Here is a 15,139-nt window from a genome sequence, read left to right as displayed (position 1 = left end):
GGAAAACATTCAAGAAATGTGATGAAGACAGATGTCAGAGAAATGGAAGGAACATATGAATTGGATGTGGATCTTCCAGGCTTCAAGAAAGAAGATGTGGAATTGTCATTTGACAATGGATATTTGACAATCTCAGCTAAAAAGAGCTTAAATAAAGATGAGAAGAATAAAGAAGGACAATATATCCGACAGGAAAGATATGCAGGAAGCATGAGTCGAAGCTTCTATGTAGGAGAAAGTGTACCACAAAGCGATATCAAGGCTAAATTTGAAGATGGAGTCTTGAGAATATCAATACCAAAACAGGATATGAAAGTCATCGAAAACAACAATACAATTACGATTGAATAAGCAGGGTTAAAACAACCCTGCTTTACATATTCTTAAACAAAGTTTTATATAAAATGATAGTAAGCTCATGAAAAAGAGCGTATATTAAGGACAGTTATCAGGTTTTCTCTCCACAATAACATTCTTTATACTGATAACCAAGTGGGTTAACCACTTTTTTTATTGTACAACAACCGCTGTGCCAGATACAGTCACCATTAACATACCATTATCAGCACCTAAAACTTCATAATCAACATCAATTCCTACAATAGCATTTGCACCTTTTTGATAAGCACGTTCTTCTAACTCTTTTAATGCATTTTCTCTAGCTTCTAACAATTCATTTTCATATGTGGCAGATCTTCCACCAAAAAAATTAGATAATCCTGCAGTAAAGTCTTTTATAAAGTTAATACCAGAAATAACCTCACCAAAAACAATACCTTTGTATTCAATAATTTCTTTTCCTTCAACAGAAGGTGTTGTTGTTAAAATCATATAATCGCCTCCTTACTTTTAAAATATCATATTTGTTTGGAAAAGATGTGTATTTTACAGTTAATAAGATTGCCTTTTTGATTATTTTTCGCTAAAATGGAATGGAGTTAAGGAGTGATGAAAAAATGGCATTAACAGCCGGTATTGTAGGACTTCCTAATGTAGGTAAGTCAACATTATTTAATGCAATTACAAATGCACAGGTCGAAGCTGCCAACTACCCATTTGCAACAATTGATCCAAATGTGGGAGTGGTAGAAGTTCCTGACTATCGATTAGATGAATTAACAAAGATTTTTAATCCTAAAAAAACAATTCCAACGACTTTTGAATTTACTGATATAGCAGGTCTTGTTAAAGGGGCAAGTCGTGGAGAAGGACTAGGAAACAAGTTTTTAGCAAATATTCGTGAAACAGATGCGATTTGTGAAGTTGTTCGTTGTTTTAGAGATAAAGACATTACACATGTTGATGGAGATGTTGATCCTGTAAGAGATGTTGAAACAATCAATTTAGAATTAATTTTTGCAGATTTAGAAACAGTTGAAAAACGTATTGGAAAAATTGAAAAGAAAGCAAAATCAGGTGATAAGGAAGCCAAAGCTGAAATGGATGTTCTAACGCCATTAAAAGAAACTTTAGAAGCAGGAAAACCAGCAAGAGTGATGACTTTTTCAAAAGAAGATATGGATATTGTCAAACAATACACATTATTAACAATGAAACCATTAATTTATGTGGCTAATCTTGGTGAAGAAGATTTAGAAAATCCTGAAAGTAATCCATATTATGTTGCATTAAAGGATTATGCAACCAAAGAAAATTGTGATGTTGTTCCTATCTGTGCCAAAATTGAAAGTGAACTTGTCGGACTTGATAAAGAAGAAAAACAAATGTTCTTAGATGATTTAGGTATTGATGAAAGTGGTTTAGATAAATTAATTAAAGAAGCTTATGCTTTATTAGGTTTAAATACTTTCTTTACTGTTGGAGCTGATGAAGTCAGAGCATGGACATTTAAAAAAGGAATGTTAGCTCCAGAAATGGCAGGAATTATTCATACTGATTTCCAAAAAGGATTTATTAAAGCAGAAACATATAGCTATGATGATTTAATGGAATATGGCAGTGAACATGCTTTAAGAGAAGCTGGAAAAATTCGTCAGGAAGGAAAACAATATGTAGGACATGATGGAGATATTATGTTCTTCAAATTTAATGTATAATGAACAAAATAATCAGAAGAATATTGCTTTTTATATGTATTTGTGTTTTTCTATTTTCAGCTTTTCAATTAGGAAAAATCTTTTATAATTATTATACAATTGAAAAAGAAAGTGCAGAATTAGTGACTCAATATGTAGAAGAACCAGAAGAAGAAAAAGAAGATCCATTAAAACGTGTTGTTAATTTTGAAGAACTACAAAATATTAATTCTGATGTGATTGGATGGTTATATATTCCTGATACAAAAATTGATGAACCTATATTAAAAGGTGAAAACAATAATACTTATTTATATACAGATTTATATATGAAATCTAATACAGCAGGAAATGTATTTATTGATGAAATCAATTCTAGAGATTTTAGTGATGATAATACCATCATATATGGTCATAATATGAAAAATGGTTCACGTTTTCATGATTTGAGATATTTTGTTGAAAAAGATTATTTTAATGAACATCAAGATATTTATATCTATTTGCCTGATGGAAGTGTTTATGTTTACCAGGCTGTAGCTTCTACAGTTATTGCCGCAACAAGTGATCTGTATCAAAAAGGTATAGATTATGATTCTTATATGAATCAGGTTAAAAGTGAAGCTTCTGTTTATCAAAACGTAAGTGATGAACAAGTGAACATGATTATGTTAAGCACTTGTTATTCAGGGACTGAAAATAGATATGTTGTTTATGGACAGTTAAGAGAAAAAGTAAAAAGTGAATAGTTATGAAGAATTATAATCAAGACAAATGGTTATAATTCTTTTTTTATAAAAGACATCTATAAAAAGAGTCATTTTCATCACATGACAGTCATAGAAAGGGTATGCATTATTTTTGGAAAATAATGCAAAATAATAAATTGATTAAATATAAAGAAAACGTTAATAATTTCAAATAGAGTTCATATGATAGAAAGGAAAAGAGGTGTAGTATGCTTACACAATTTCATGAACAGGCACAAAAAGCAATTGTCATAGCTGAAAGTATTGCGTTTGATTTAGGACATAGTCATGTAGGAAGTGAACATCTTTTATTATCATTATTAAAGATGAAAGATATACTTATGACAAAGATGTTAAAATCTTACCATGTTGATGATGAAGTCATATATAAAGATATTGTAAGGTTGTTTGGTGAAAAGGATATTCAACCTTTTTATATGGAATATAGTGATATTGTCAAAAAGATATTAGAAGAAGCTATCAATATCACACGTGAAAGAAAAGAGTCAAATGTCAGTTTAAATATATTGTGCTTAGCTTTACTTTCACAAAAGGAAAGTGTTGCTGTTGAATTATTAAATAAATATCATGTTTCTTTTGATCAGATTAAAGAAGAACTAAGTCAAACCAGATCATTACTCTATGAATTAGATAAAATTCATGAACTTGTTAATTTTAATGAATTAGTAAAAAAAGAAAATAGATTGATGATAGGGAGAGATCAGGAATTAGAACAACTTTTTTTAACATTATGTAAAAAAGAAAAAAATAATGTTTTATTGATTGGAAAAGCTGGTGTGGGTAAAACGGCGCTTGTTGAAAAATTAGCTTATAAAATCAATCACAAGGAAGTTCCAAAGCTATTACAAAACAAAGTTATTTATGAACTCAGTTTATCGAGTATTGTTGCAGGGACAAAATATAGAGGAGAATTTGAAGAAAAGTTTAAGAAGATTATTGATAAAGTGATTCAAGCAAAAGATGCTATTTTATTTATTGATGAAATTCATAATTTAATTGGTGCAGGAGGAGCAGAAGGAGCTATTGATGCTTCTAATATTTTAAAGCCTTTTCTAGCTAGAAAAGATTTAACTTTGATTGGGGCAACGACTATCGAAGAATATTATAAATACTTTGAAAAAGATCAAGCTATGAACAGACGTTTTTCCATACTCAAAATAAACGAGAATACAAAAGAAGAAACAAAAGATATTCTTTTAGGTTTAAAACAACAGTATGAAAATTATCATCATATTGATATACCTGATGAACGTATTGACGAAATTATTAGTCTTTGTGATCAATATTTATTATCACGTGTTTTTCCTGATAAAGCTCTAGATGTTTTAGATTTATCATGTGTCAAAGCAACTTTCCAACAAGATCAGACTTTACAGTCACAACATATTGAAAAGGTTATTGAAGAAATTTCAGGAGCAAGTCTTCAAAATCATTCTTATCAGGATATTGAGACTTCATTAAATCATCATATTATTGGACAACAGAGAGCTATACATCAACTTATTGAATCTTTAGAGTCCTTAGCACAGTTTCCCCATCCTCATAGACCAAAAGGTGTTTATCTGCTGACAGGGAGCAGTGGCATTGGAAAAACAGAAACAGCCAAATTTTTAGCAGAAACCATGCATAAACATTTTATTAAATTAGATATGTCTGAATATAGTGATACAACGAGTGTCAATAAGATTATTGGTTCATCACCAGGATATGTTGGTTATGACCAGCAATCGACTTTATTTCATGATATGATTTTATATCCTGACAGTATTTTATTATTAGATGAAATAGAAAAAGCCAATCCACAAGTTATGCATTTATTTTTACAAGTCTTTGATGAAGGTGTATTAAAAGATAATCATCATCATATCATTTCATTTAAAGATACCATTATTATCATGACTTCTAATGTCACAAAACAAAATCAATCTATTGTTGGTTTTAAAAAGAAACTTCCTTCATATCAACATTTAGAGTCTTATTTTTCAAAAGAATTCTTAAATCGTATTGATGAAATTATTGAATATCAAACATTACAAAAAAAACATCTACAACAAATTTTAAAAAATCAGACACCAATCCCACTTACCGAGAGTATGATGGAAGATATTTTAAAAGATTATGATGTCAATCAAGGAGCAAGAACATTATTAAAACAGATGAAAAAATATCTTGTTTCTAAAAATAGATAATGATAGATACTGAGTGCTATTGATAAAAATAGCACTTTTTTGTAGATTCTTTTATTTTGATGAATGTTTTCATTTATCATTTGATGTGGTATGGTAATGATATGGAAAAGAAAAGAGGAAGATTATGTTAGATAGAAAAGATAGTCAATCCATGCCAACACAGCAAGATATAAGTCAATATATTCATAATCCATTATGGGACTTGTTTTATCAATATATGATAGATTAATACTTTATCACACCAAAATATGAATTTAGTAAATGTAGCTGGGAGTATGGCTGGAATATCAAAATGAAAAAAAGTCAAAAAACATTATGTACGATTTATCCTAGAGAGAATTATTTTACTGTTATGGTTGTTATTGGAAAGAAAGAGAAAGACAGTTTTGAACAAATATTACCAACATTACACAGTAACATACAAAATATTTATGCAAATACACAAGAGGGAAATGGACAAAAATGGTTAATGATTGATTTAGATGATGATAATAAACAATATGAAGATATCAAGACAATCATCAATATAAAAGCTTGTGGAAAGTAAGAGGTATAAATAAAAATGTTCATTTATGAAGAAAATACATTAAATATTGAAGATATTAAAAAGATAAGAGAAGGTGTACAATGGAGAATGTTGACTGATCATCAATTACAACAGGCTTTAGATATGACAGTTTATAGTATTGTTGTTAAAGATTATGAACATTCTATTGCAATGGGAAGATTAATAGGTGACGGCATTTATTATCTGATTTGTGATGTGGCAGTTCTCCCAGACTATCAGCATCAGGGAATAGGGACAAAAATTATTCAATGTATGATTCAATATGTCCAATCACATTTACAAAAAGAAGAACGCTGTTCTCTTCAATTGATTGCCGCAAAAGGAAAAGAGAGTTTTTATGAAAGTTTAGGTTTTTCATTATTGCCTAATGATTTATCAGGACATGGTATGCAGATGTTTATAAAGAAAAAATAATACATATTTAGAAATGGAAAAGAGACTATCTTTTATATAAAATGAATAGGAGGAGGGATAGTATGAATAGAACAGAAATAATGCAAAAAGCTGATGATGTGATCAAAGATCAGAAATTAAGAGAAATGTTTAAAAAATGTTTTATGTCAACTTTAGAAACAAGTTTAAAAGTTGAAGGAGATAAGACTTATATTATTACGGGTGATATTAATGCTATGTGGTTACGTGATTCAAGTTGTCAGGTGAATCATTATTTAAAATTAATGAAAGATGATCAGGATCTACAAAATAAAATCAAAGGATTAATTCGCTCACAAATAGAATATGTTTTATTGGATCCATATGCTAATGCTTTTTTAAATACGGAAGATGTTCCAAGAGAATATCATGATACAACAATTATGAAACCATATGTCTGGGAAAGAAAGTTTGAACTTGATTCATTATGTTATCCAGTCAAACTCGCTTATCAATATTACAAAGAAACAAATGATACAACTATTTTTGATAAACAGTATCTTTATTTTATTCATACGATTTTAGATGTTTTTGAAACTGAACAGTATCATAGTCAGAAATCTTCTTATACTTTTGAAAGAGATATGGCGAAAGTATGGAATTTAAGAAAAACAGAGACATTACAAAATCATGGACATGGATTTGATACAAGATATACAGGAATGGTATGGAGTGCTTTTCGACCTAGTGATGATGCCTGTGCTTTGAATTACAATATTCCAGGAAATATGTTTTGTAGTGTTATTTTATCTTATTTAGTAGAGATTGTACGTGATCTTTATCAGGATGAACGTCTTGTAGAACGTATTATTGATTTGAAGTTCCAGATTGATTATGGTATTGAATTATTTGGAACATATCTTCATCCAAAATATGGCAAAATTTATGCCTATGAAACAGATGGATATGGAAATCATATTTTAATGGATGATGCCAATGTACCAAGCTTATTATCTTTACCATATTTAGAATATTGTCATGAAGATGACCCGATTTATCAAAATACAAGACGTTTTATTTTAAGTGAAGATAATCCATATTATTATGCAGGAAAAAAAGCCAAAGGCATTGGTTCTCCACATACATGGGAAAACTATATTTGGCCAATTGCGCTGACAATGCAAGCTTTAACATCTACCAATCAACAAGAAATTCAGACACTTATTGATATGATTGTGAATAATACAGGTGATACAGGATATTGTCATGAAAGTTTTGATGTCAATGATGATAGTCAATATACAAGACCATGGTTTTGTTGGGCTAATTCATTGTTTGCTGAACTGATTATGAAAGTCTATTTCTAAGAGGTAACAACCTCTTATTTTTTTGTGGAAATCTGTAAAAATATTACAGGTTTTGTAATTTCTATTTGAAAGTGCTTTCTGTATACTTATTGTTGTTGAGGAGGAAAAAATATGAAATTAATTATGTCATTTTTAGAGAAGTATCTTATGCCACTTTCTGATAAGGTCACTTCAAACAAGTTATTAAATGCGATTAAAGACGCATGTATCTTAACGAGTCCATTTACTGTTGTTGGATCTCTTGCAGGTTTAGTGAGTCAACAAGCTAATTATTGGTTTACACAATGGGGAATTCCTTTAGATGGAATCTTAGGAAGTATTATTAACGCTTTTACAAATATTAATACAGTTGCTATGGGTATGACTGGTTTAGTTGTTGTACTGGCTTCATCTTACAATTATTCTAATCAGTTAAGAGCAAATAAAACAGGTGATAAATGTGTTCCATTAGTAGCTTGTATTGTTTCACTTATTGCTTATATCGCAACAATTCCAAATGCTATTGATGTTGGTGATTCAACAATTACAGCATTTCAAATTAATTTCTTCAATTATGAAGGTATGTTTACAGGAATGATTATTGGTTTAGCTTCATCATTCTTATATTATCATTTAGTTAATTCTAAATATACAATTAAATTACCAGGACAAGTTCCACCAATGGTATTAAATTCATTTTTATCAATTATTCCATTTTTTGTCATTATGGTTATTTTCTCAGTTATTAAAGAAATTGTTGTACTTTGTGGGTATGCTTCATTACAGGCATTAATGACTGAATTTATTATTTCACCATTAAATGGTATTGGTACAGGATTACCAGCCGTTATTTTAGTTATCATTATTATGCAATTATTATGGTTCTTTGGTGTTCATGGATTCTCAATTATGTGGGGATTAATCTCAGTTTTATGGATGCCAATTTTCTATGAACACATTCAAATGTATGTGGAAACAGGTTCATTTGATGGTATTACACAAGTTGCTCCAAATACATTATGTAATGTTTATGCCATGATTGGAGGATCTGGTTCGACATTAGCACTTGTTGTTTTATTACTTATTTTAGGTAAAAAAGGTTCTGCTGAAAGATCTATTGGTAAAGTTGCAATTATTCCAGGATTATTTGGTATCAATGAACCAGTCACTTTTGGTTTACCAATTGTATTAAACCCAATTATGTTCTTACCATTTGTTTTTGTTCCTGTTATTAATGCAATTATTGGTTATTTTGCGACTTCTTGGGGTTGGGTTAACCATTTAGTTGTCTTAAATTCAGGTGTAGAACCTATCTTTGTCAATGCATGGGTATTAGGTGCATTTACAATCAGTCCTGTTATCTTATGTATTGTATTGTTTATTATTGATTTAATCTTATATTATCCATTTGTTAAATTACAAATTAAACAAAATAGTATTGAAGCCCAGAATGAAGGTGTTGTTCTTGAGTAATATTCATTTTATTCCTCATGTTCATTGGGATAGAGAATGGTTACGTTCAACAGATGCTTCACGTATTAAACTTTGTTATTTCTTTGATCGTTTAATTGATATGTTAGAAAACGATCCACAAATGAAATATTTTACATTCGATGGACAAACTGCTGCTTTAGAAGATTATTTAAGTATTAAACCATTTCAAAAAGAGCGTATTGCAAGATTAGTCAAAGCTCGAAAATTATTTATAGGTCCATGGTATGTGCAACCAGATATGATTATTCCATCAGGGGAAGCATTACTTAGAAATTTAATTATAGGATCTCAATATGCGCAGTCATTTGGACATTGCCTCCAAGTTGGATGGGTTCCAGATGCATTTGGTCAAAATAAAATTACGCCTTATCTATTTAAACAAATTGGTATGAAAGGTGTTTATGCATGGCGTGGATTTGATTATGATTGTTTAGAAGATTCATTGTTTTTATGGGAAGGAAACGGCAATACAGTTTTACCGGCTATTCATTTTGCTTTAGGATATGGACATTATCGTGGTTTCCCAGAAGATTATGAAGATGTTAAAAAGGATATGGAAAATTTTATTCCAAAACTTAAAGAACGTTATCAGGATGGCGAAATATTATTTATGCTAGGAAGCGATTATGCTTTCCCTAGACGCCATTCTTCTCAAATGATCAATCGTTTACAAAAAGATGGATATCAATGTCAGATGACAAACCCTGAAGACTATCTTGAAAATATTTTAAAAGCTGCTAAGCAAAATCATCATGAATTAAAAGTCTATAAAGGTGAAGCAAGAAGTGCAACTTTAGGACGTATTCATGCAGGCATTACGTCTACACGTGTAGATATAAAAAATGCGATGCGTTATTATGAAACAATCATGGCAAAAGTTGTAGAACCAATGGTCAGTATGACACGTTCACTTGGGGGTCACTGTGATCAGGAATTAATCAATTATTTCTGGAAGATTATCTTTAAAAATCAGTTCCATGATTCTATATATAGTTCTTCGCCAGATAGTATCAATCATACAGTGGAAAATCGTTTATTAAATTTACGACATGGTTTGAATGAACTGATTTGGATGAATTTTAGATTTTTAGCCGAAACAGTGGATTTAAGTGAATTAAATGATCAGGAAGATATTTTGGTATTATTTAATACTTTACCATATCAAAGACAAGATTTTGCCTTTGTAAGCATGATTGTCAAAGATAAAGATTTTGTATTAAAACGTCATGATGGGACAATTGTTCCTTATCAATTCATGAATGAAACAAAAGAGACATGTCATGATATTGAATACTATAATGGTATGGAAAACTTCCATGACTCAGGAGAAGTATTAGAGGGTACGAAATTTAAAGTTCAATTCAAAATTGACACTTCATTTTTACCACCAATGGGTTATGAAATCTTAAAAGTTTGCTTCAAAGAAAAAACATCTACATCTCTACAAGGAGATGTGAGTGTGATGAATCATGGAGCACAAAATAAATATTTATCAGTAGTGATTGAAGAAGATGGCACTTTAACAGTCACAAATAAACTGACAGGTGAAACTTATCATCATCTTCATACATTACTTGAAAAAGGTGATGATGGTGATGAATATAATTATTCACCATGTATTGATGATCAAGAAATCAGAATTAATGATGTGAAACCAACTATAGAATTGGTAGAATCATCATCCATTGAAGTCAAATATCGTATCACTTTTGATACAGCTGTGCCATCAAAAGTGGTGGACCATCATCGTAGTCAAGAAACAAAACCATTACGTATTATCACTGATGTTTCTTTAAAGGCTCATAGTCAGACAGTTGATTTTGAAACAACTATTGAAAATCATTCTTGTGATCATATTGTCAGAGTTGCTTTTGATGATATCTATACTTCTAAACAAAACTGTAGTCAAGATCAACTTGGAACTATTATCAGAGATAATGTGATTACAAATCAAAAAGGAATAGAAAATGGGGCAACAGAATATGTTTTACCTATCTATGCGATGCAACGCTTTGTGAAATTAAATCATCAAAATGCTATCATGTCATTATTAAGTCAAGGACCTCTTGAATATGAAGTAGAAAATGATCAAAGAATTTGTTTAACACTTTTAAGAAGCGTTGGAAAATTTGGAAAAGCTGATTTGCTGATTAGACCTGGAAGATCATCAGGATATCGTATGGATACGCCATCTTCACAATTGCTGGATAAAAAAGTAACGAGTCAATACTCACTTTTCTTTGGTGAAAGTCAACAAATGTCTGATTTGGTTCGTACAGCTGAAATATTAAATACACCAGTTCAAACACGTTATCTTAATGATATCAGCCGTCAAAAAAATAAAGGATTAAAATGGCAATATGAAGATATAAAATTAGATACAAGAGTTGAACTGATGGCTTATAAGAAAGCTGAATGTGGTCAAGCATCAGTCATCCGTATTCTTAATAATCGTGATGAAGATATTGAAAATGTTGTTTTATATATTCCAGCAGATAAAAAATGTTATCTTGGGGATGCATTAGAAGAAAAACAAGAAGAACTTGAAAATCAAGATGGAAAAATTTATATCAAAAGCATGATGTCAAATACTTTTGTAACTGTTATAATAGAGTAGATTTTCTACTCTATTTTCATATGAAAGGATTGATTGTTTATGAGTCTCATTAAAAATTTTCAAGAATATGGAAATCATTTAACTGAACTAGAAGTGGAATGTTTTCATAAACTTTTGAGTTTTCAGGATTTACAGCCAAATTTAACAATATCTTCATTATCTGAGGCTTTAAATGTATCCACAACAACTATTTTTAGAATGGTGAAAAAATTAAATTATAAAACATTTATGGATTTTCGCTATGATCTTTTATACCATCGTAGAGATGAATATGAATATACATCTAGATGTGATAATGTTTGTGATACTATTGAAAAGGAAATCAAAGATACAATGTCTATGTTAAGACATTTAGATATTGGAAAAGCTATTGAAAGTATAGTACAGGCTAAAAATGTTCTTGTTTGTTCCTCTGGGATGAATAAATATGTTGCGAAGATATTGGCAGTAAAACTGAGTTTATTTGGAATCAGAACAATATATCCAGATGATAATTGGTTTTTATATTTAGAAGCGAATCATTTAACTTCTAAAGATTTTGTCATTGTGATTTCACGTGGTGGGGAAACAAAAGATATTATTGACGTTATGAAAACTGCTAAAATGAATGGATGTCAAATATTATTAATTTCAGAAAAAATAAATTCAACGATGTCAAAACTATCTGATTATACTGTGAATGTATCAGTATCAAAAGATGAAGGATATGATATTGATTCACGTTTACATATGCATTTGGCTATTGAATATTTACTTAGAGAATTAGTGAATCAACATTTATATAGTAAAAAATATTTATAAATAAAAAATGAGGAAAGAAAATGGTAGAAAATATAATTAAACAAATGACTTTAAAGGAAAAAGTTGGTCAATTAAACCAGCATTTATATGGTTGGCAATGTTATCAGAAGGTAGGAGACCATTATGAATTAACAGATTTATTTAAAAAACACGTTAAAGAATATGGAGGCGTTGGTGCGATTTATGGAATTATGAGAGCTGATGCCTGGTCACAGATTGATGAACATAATGGGATTACACGCCAAGAAAGTTATCAGGTTATTCAAATGATTCAGGATTATATCAAGAAACATTCGCGTTTTCAAATACCAGCCTTGATTACAGAAGAATGTGTTCATGGTCATATGGCATTACAAAGTCCTGTTTATCCTACGCAACTAGCGATGGGGATGACCTGGAATCCTTTGTTGATGGAAAAAATTGCACAGAATGTCAGTCAGGAATTAGCCGCCAAAGGTGGAAATCTTGCTTTATTTACTGGTTTTGATGTATTAAGAGATCCACGTTGGGGAAGAAGTGAAGAATGTTTTAGTGAGGATGCGTATCTGACTTCACAAATGATTCAAAGTGCTGTGCAGGGATTTGAAAAAGATCAAAATGGAGTCAGCGTTGTTGTCAAACACTTATGTGCTCAAGGAGCCTGTGAAGGTGGACATAATTCGGATGCAGCTAAGATTGGTCCAAGAGAATTAAGAGATATTCATTTGCTACCAGTCAAGGCAGCAGTCAAAGCGGGTGCAAGAGCTGTTATGGCAGCTTATAATGAAATAGATGGAATTCCCTGTCATATTCATAAAAATCTTCTTCATCATATTTTAAGAAAAGAGTATGGTTTTGATGGCATTGTCATGGCTGATGGATGTGCTTTAGATAGACTGTTATTATTAAATGACAATCCTTTACAAATGGGAAGTCTGGCTTTAAAAGCAGGTGTTGACTTGAGTTTATGGGATCAGGTTTATACCAAACTTGATGAAGCTGTTAAACAAGGTTATGTCACTGAAGAAGAATTAGATATAGCGGTTGAAAGAATTTTAAGACTCAAAGAAAAGTTAGGTCTTTTTGAACCTTCACAAAATATACCATTGCCTCAATGTGATGAATTATTGTTGCAAAGTGCAAGAGAATGTCAAGTGTTATTAAAAAATGATACTCATATTTTACCATTAAAGAAAACACAAAAAATTGCTGTGATTGGACCTAATGCCCATCATTATCTCCATCAGTTGGGTGATTATACGGCTTATCAAAATCCTCAAGACATTGTGACTGTTTATCAGGGAATCTGTAAAAAAGCTTCACAAGTCAGCTATGCATTAGGATGTACTACAAGAAAGAAACAATTTGAAAATTTAGATGAAACATTAAAGATTGCAAAAGATGCAGATATTGTTGTGTTGGTTTTAGGTGGTAATAGTACGCGTTTATATCAAAATGCTTTTGAAAATAATGGCGCATTAAGAATTCAAGATGAAAATGAAATGAATTGTGGAGAAAATATTGATTTAGCAAGTCTTGAATTAGAAGGATATCAAAATCAATTATTAAAAGAGATTCATCGTGTGAATCCAAATATTGTCACAGTCTTGATTCAAGGAAGAGTTCATGTGATCAATGATGTCATGCGTTATTCTCAAGCGGTTGTGGCTAGTTTTTATCCTGGTTCAAGAGGTGGAGATGGAATCGCTGATGTGCTATTTGGAGATTACAATCCTAGTGGACATTTGAGTGTTTCTATTCCACGTCATGTAGGGGCATTGCCATGTTATTATAATCATAAGCATAACGGAGCACAAAAAGATTATATAGATTTACCATCTGGTCCATTGCTTCCATTTGGTTATGGACTGAGTTATACAACATTTGAATATCAAAATATATCTTTATCTCAAAAGATTTCCATTCAGGAATTAAAAGAAAAAGGACTCACTATTACTTTAGATGTCCATAATACAGGTCAAAGAGATGGAGAAGATGTGGTTCAGATTTATATCAAGCATTTACAATCAAGCATTGTTTCTAGAGTGCTGGAATTAAAAGGATTCCAGAAAGTATATGTTCCTCATCATGCTGTTCAGACAGTCAGTATCACATTGAGTTATGATGATCTGGCAATATGGAATATAGATATGGAACATATTGTAGAAACAGGACGTTTGGCTGTTTGTGTCGGTCAAGATTCACAAAATTATAAGGAATATAGTGTCTGTATTGAAGAAAGCTGCTAAGGTAGCTTTTTTTGATAAATTAGGGTAAATATGGTATGATAAATGCAGTTTATAGAGAGAAAAGAGGAAGAACAATGTATAGTGTCATTATTTTATGTGCTGGACAGGGGAAAAGAACAGGATTGAATTATAATAAAATGTTATATTCATTTCGTGGTAAGACAGTCTATGAAATGACTTTAGAAACTTTTATCAACGATACACGCTGTCAACAGATTATTGTTGTGACAAGACCTGAAGAAAGAAAAGAATTTCAACAATTATTAAGTGATGAACGCATAGAGTTTGTTGATGGGGGAAAAGAAAGACAGGATAGTGTATTTGCAGGTTTACAACATGTGACATATGAAAATGTTTTGATTCATGATGGAGCCAGACCTTATTTAAAAAAACAACAGATTGATGATCTGTTAACATGTCTAGAAGAACATCCAGCATGTTTATTAATGGTACCTTGTAAAGATACAATTAAAAGAGTGATTGATGGTGTTGTCGAAGAAACACTTAATCGACAAGAATTAATGCAGGCACAGACACCACAGGCTTTTCATACCAAACTGATTTTAGATGCTTACACAAAAGCGATACAACAGCACTATTTGGCTACTGATGATGCTCAAATGGTAGAACATTTTACTGATGAAAAAGTTTATTTTGTTTTAGGGGATTATGAAAATAAAAAAATTACAACAAAAGAGGATTTAAAATAAAACTTCTG

The 15,139-nt window shown here is 30.7% G+C and carries 13 protein-coding genes; 12 read left to right on the top strand and 1 reads right to left on the bottom strand.

What is annotated here, in order from left to right:
* A partial coding sequence (locus tag B5G32_RS05675) for an Hsp20/alpha crystallin family protein (protein WP_087936099.1) occupies positions 1 to 351 on the top strand: 351 nt, incomplete at its 5' end.
* A 159-nt stretch (positions 352 to 510) separates the two neighbouring features.
* Here B5G32_RS05675 and B5G32_RS05670 read toward each other — a convergent pair.
* Positions 511 to 831 (bottom strand): putative heavy metal-binding protein, encoded by a 321-nt coding sequence (locus B5G32_RS05670; protein WP_087244223.1) that lies wholly within the window; start codon positions 829 to 831, stop codon positions 511 to 513.
* A gap of 125 nt (positions 832 to 956) precedes the next feature.
* Between B5G32_RS05670 and ychF the strand changes: the two genes are divergently transcribed.
* The 11 genes from ychF (at position 957) to ispD (ending at position 15,131) form a co-directional block, all read left to right on the top strand.
* On the top strand, positions 957 to 2,057 hold the full coding sequence (ychF, locus tag B5G32_RS05665; RefSeq protein WP_087297939.1) for a redox-regulated ATPase YchF: 1,101 nt from the start codon (positions 957 to 959) through the stop codon (positions 2,055 to 2,057).
* Positions 2,057 to 2,785: a class B sortase gene (gene srtB / locus B5G32_RS05660; protein WP_087936098.1), complete on the top strand. Its 729-nt coding sequence runs from the start codon at positions 2,057 to 2,059 to the stop codon at positions 2,783 to 2,785. Before ychF ends, srtB begins: the two co-directional genes overlap by 1 nt.
* A gap of 209 nt (positions 2,786 to 2,994) precedes the next feature.
* Entirely contained in the window at positions 2,995 to 4,995 is a 2,001-nt protein-coding gene (locus tag B5G32_RS05655; RefSeq protein WP_087936097.1) for an AAA family ATPase, read from the top strand.
* Positions 4,996 to 5,230: 235 nt separating this feature from the next.
* On the top strand, positions 5,231 to 5,542 hold the full coding sequence (locus B5G32_RS05650; RefSeq protein ID WP_204209657.1) for a DUF3788 domain-containing protein: 312 nt from the start codon (positions 5,231 to 5,233) through the stop codon (positions 5,540 to 5,542).
* 15 nt (positions 5,543 to 5,557) lie between these two features.
* Positions 5,558 to 5,977 carry a GNAT family N-acetyltransferase gene (locus B5G32_RS05645; protein ID WP_087936096.1) on the top strand — a complete coding sequence of 140 codons (420 nt, stop codon included), beginning with the start codon at positions 5,558 to 5,560 and terminating at the stop codon, positions 5,975 to 5,977.
* A gap of 62 nt (positions 5,978 to 6,039) precedes the next feature.
* A complete protein-coding gene (locus tag B5G32_RS05640) occupies positions 6,040 to 7,302 on the top strand; it encodes a glycoside hydrolase family 125 protein (protein WP_087936095.1) in 1,263 nt (420 codons plus the stop codon).
* 111 nt (positions 7,303 to 7,413) lie between these two features.
* Positions 7,414 to 8,754: a PTS sugar transporter subunit IIC gene (locus tag B5G32_RS05635; protein ID WP_087936094.1), complete on the top strand. Its 1,341-nt coding sequence runs from the start codon at positions 7,414 to 7,416 to the stop codon at positions 8,752 to 8,754.
* On the top strand, positions 8,738 to 11,392 hold the full coding sequence (locus B5G32_RS05630; RefSeq protein ID WP_239386207.1) for a glycoside hydrolase family 38 N-terminal domain-containing protein: 2,655 nt from the start codon (positions 8,738 to 8,740) through the stop codon (positions 11,390 to 11,392). The genes B5G32_RS05635 and B5G32_RS05630 overlap by 17 nt, the downstream gene beginning before the upstream one ends.
* A gap of 39 nt (positions 11,393 to 11,431) precedes the next feature.
* Positions 11,432 to 12,193 (top strand): MurR/RpiR family transcriptional regulator, encoded by a 762-nt coding sequence (locus B5G32_RS05625; RefSeq protein ID WP_087304383.1) that lies wholly within the window; start codon positions 11,432 to 11,434, stop codon positions 12,191 to 12,193.
* A 20-nt stretch (positions 12,194 to 12,213) separates the two neighbouring features.
* On the top strand, positions 12,214 to 14,421 hold the full coding sequence (locus B5G32_RS05620; protein WP_087936092.1) for a glycoside hydrolase family 3 N-terminal domain-containing protein: 2,208 nt from the start codon (positions 12,214 to 12,216) through the stop codon (positions 14,419 to 14,421).
* 74 nt (positions 14,422 to 14,495) lie between these two features.
* Positions 14,496 to 15,131 (top strand): 2-C-methyl-D-erythritol 4-phosphate cytidylyltransferase, encoded by a 636-nt coding sequence (gene ispD / locus B5G32_RS05615; RefSeq protein ID WP_087297947.1) that lies wholly within the window; start codon positions 14,496 to 14,498, stop codon positions 15,129 to 15,131.
* The last annotated feature ends 8 nt before the right edge of the window (positions 15,132 to 15,139 follow it).

Source organism: Massilimicrobiota sp. An80 (assembly GCF_002159255.1).
Taxonomy (GTDB): domain Bacteria; phylum Bacillota_I; class Bacilli_A; order Erysipelotrichales; family Coprobacillaceae; genus Allocoprobacillus; species Allocoprobacillus merdigallinarum.
The sequence above is the reverse complement of the archived record's forward strand: the minus strand, read 5'-3'. Positions and strand labels throughout refer to the sequence as shown.

What these genes read in the sequence shown, in the direction of transcription:
- B5G32_RS05670 (WP_087244223.1), bottom strand. Translation starts at nt 831, where the DNA reads ATGATTTTAACAACAACACCTTCTGTTGAAGGAAAAGAAATTATTGAA.
- ychF (WP_087297939.1), top strand. Translation starts at nt 957, where the DNA reads ATGGCATTAACAGCCGGTATTGTAGGACTTCCTAATGTAGGTAAGTCA.
- srtB (WP_087936098.1), top strand. Translation starts at nt 2,057, where the DNA reads ATGAACAAAATAATCAGAAGAATATTGCTTTTTATATGTATTTGTGTT.
- B5G32_RS05655 (WP_087936097.1), top strand. Translation starts at nt 2,995, where the DNA reads ATGCTTACACAATTTCATGAACAGGCACAAAAAGCAATTGTCATAGCT.
- B5G32_RS05645 (WP_087936096.1), top strand. Translation starts at nt 5,558, where the DNA reads ATGTTCATTTATGAAGAAAATACATTAAATATTGAAGATATTAAAAAG.
- B5G32_RS05640 (WP_087936095.1), top strand. Translation starts at nt 6,040, where the DNA reads ATGAATAGAACAGAAATAATGCAAAAAGCTGATGATGTGATCAAAGAT.
- B5G32_RS05635 (WP_087936094.1), top strand. Translation starts at nt 7,414, where the DNA reads ATGAAATTAATTATGTCATTTTTAGAGAAGTATCTTATGCCACTTTCT.
- B5G32_RS05625 (WP_087304383.1), top strand. Translation starts at nt 11,432, where the DNA reads ATGAGTCTCATTAAAAATTTTCAAGAATATGGAAATCATTTAACTGAA.
- B5G32_RS05620 (WP_087936092.1), top strand. Translation starts at nt 12,214, where the DNA reads ATGGTAGAAAATATAATTAAACAAATGACTTTAAAGGAAAAAGTTGGT.
- ispD (WP_087297947.1), top strand. Translation starts at nt 14,496, where the DNA reads ATGTATAGTGTCATTATTTTATGTGCTGGACAGGGGAAAAGAACAGGA.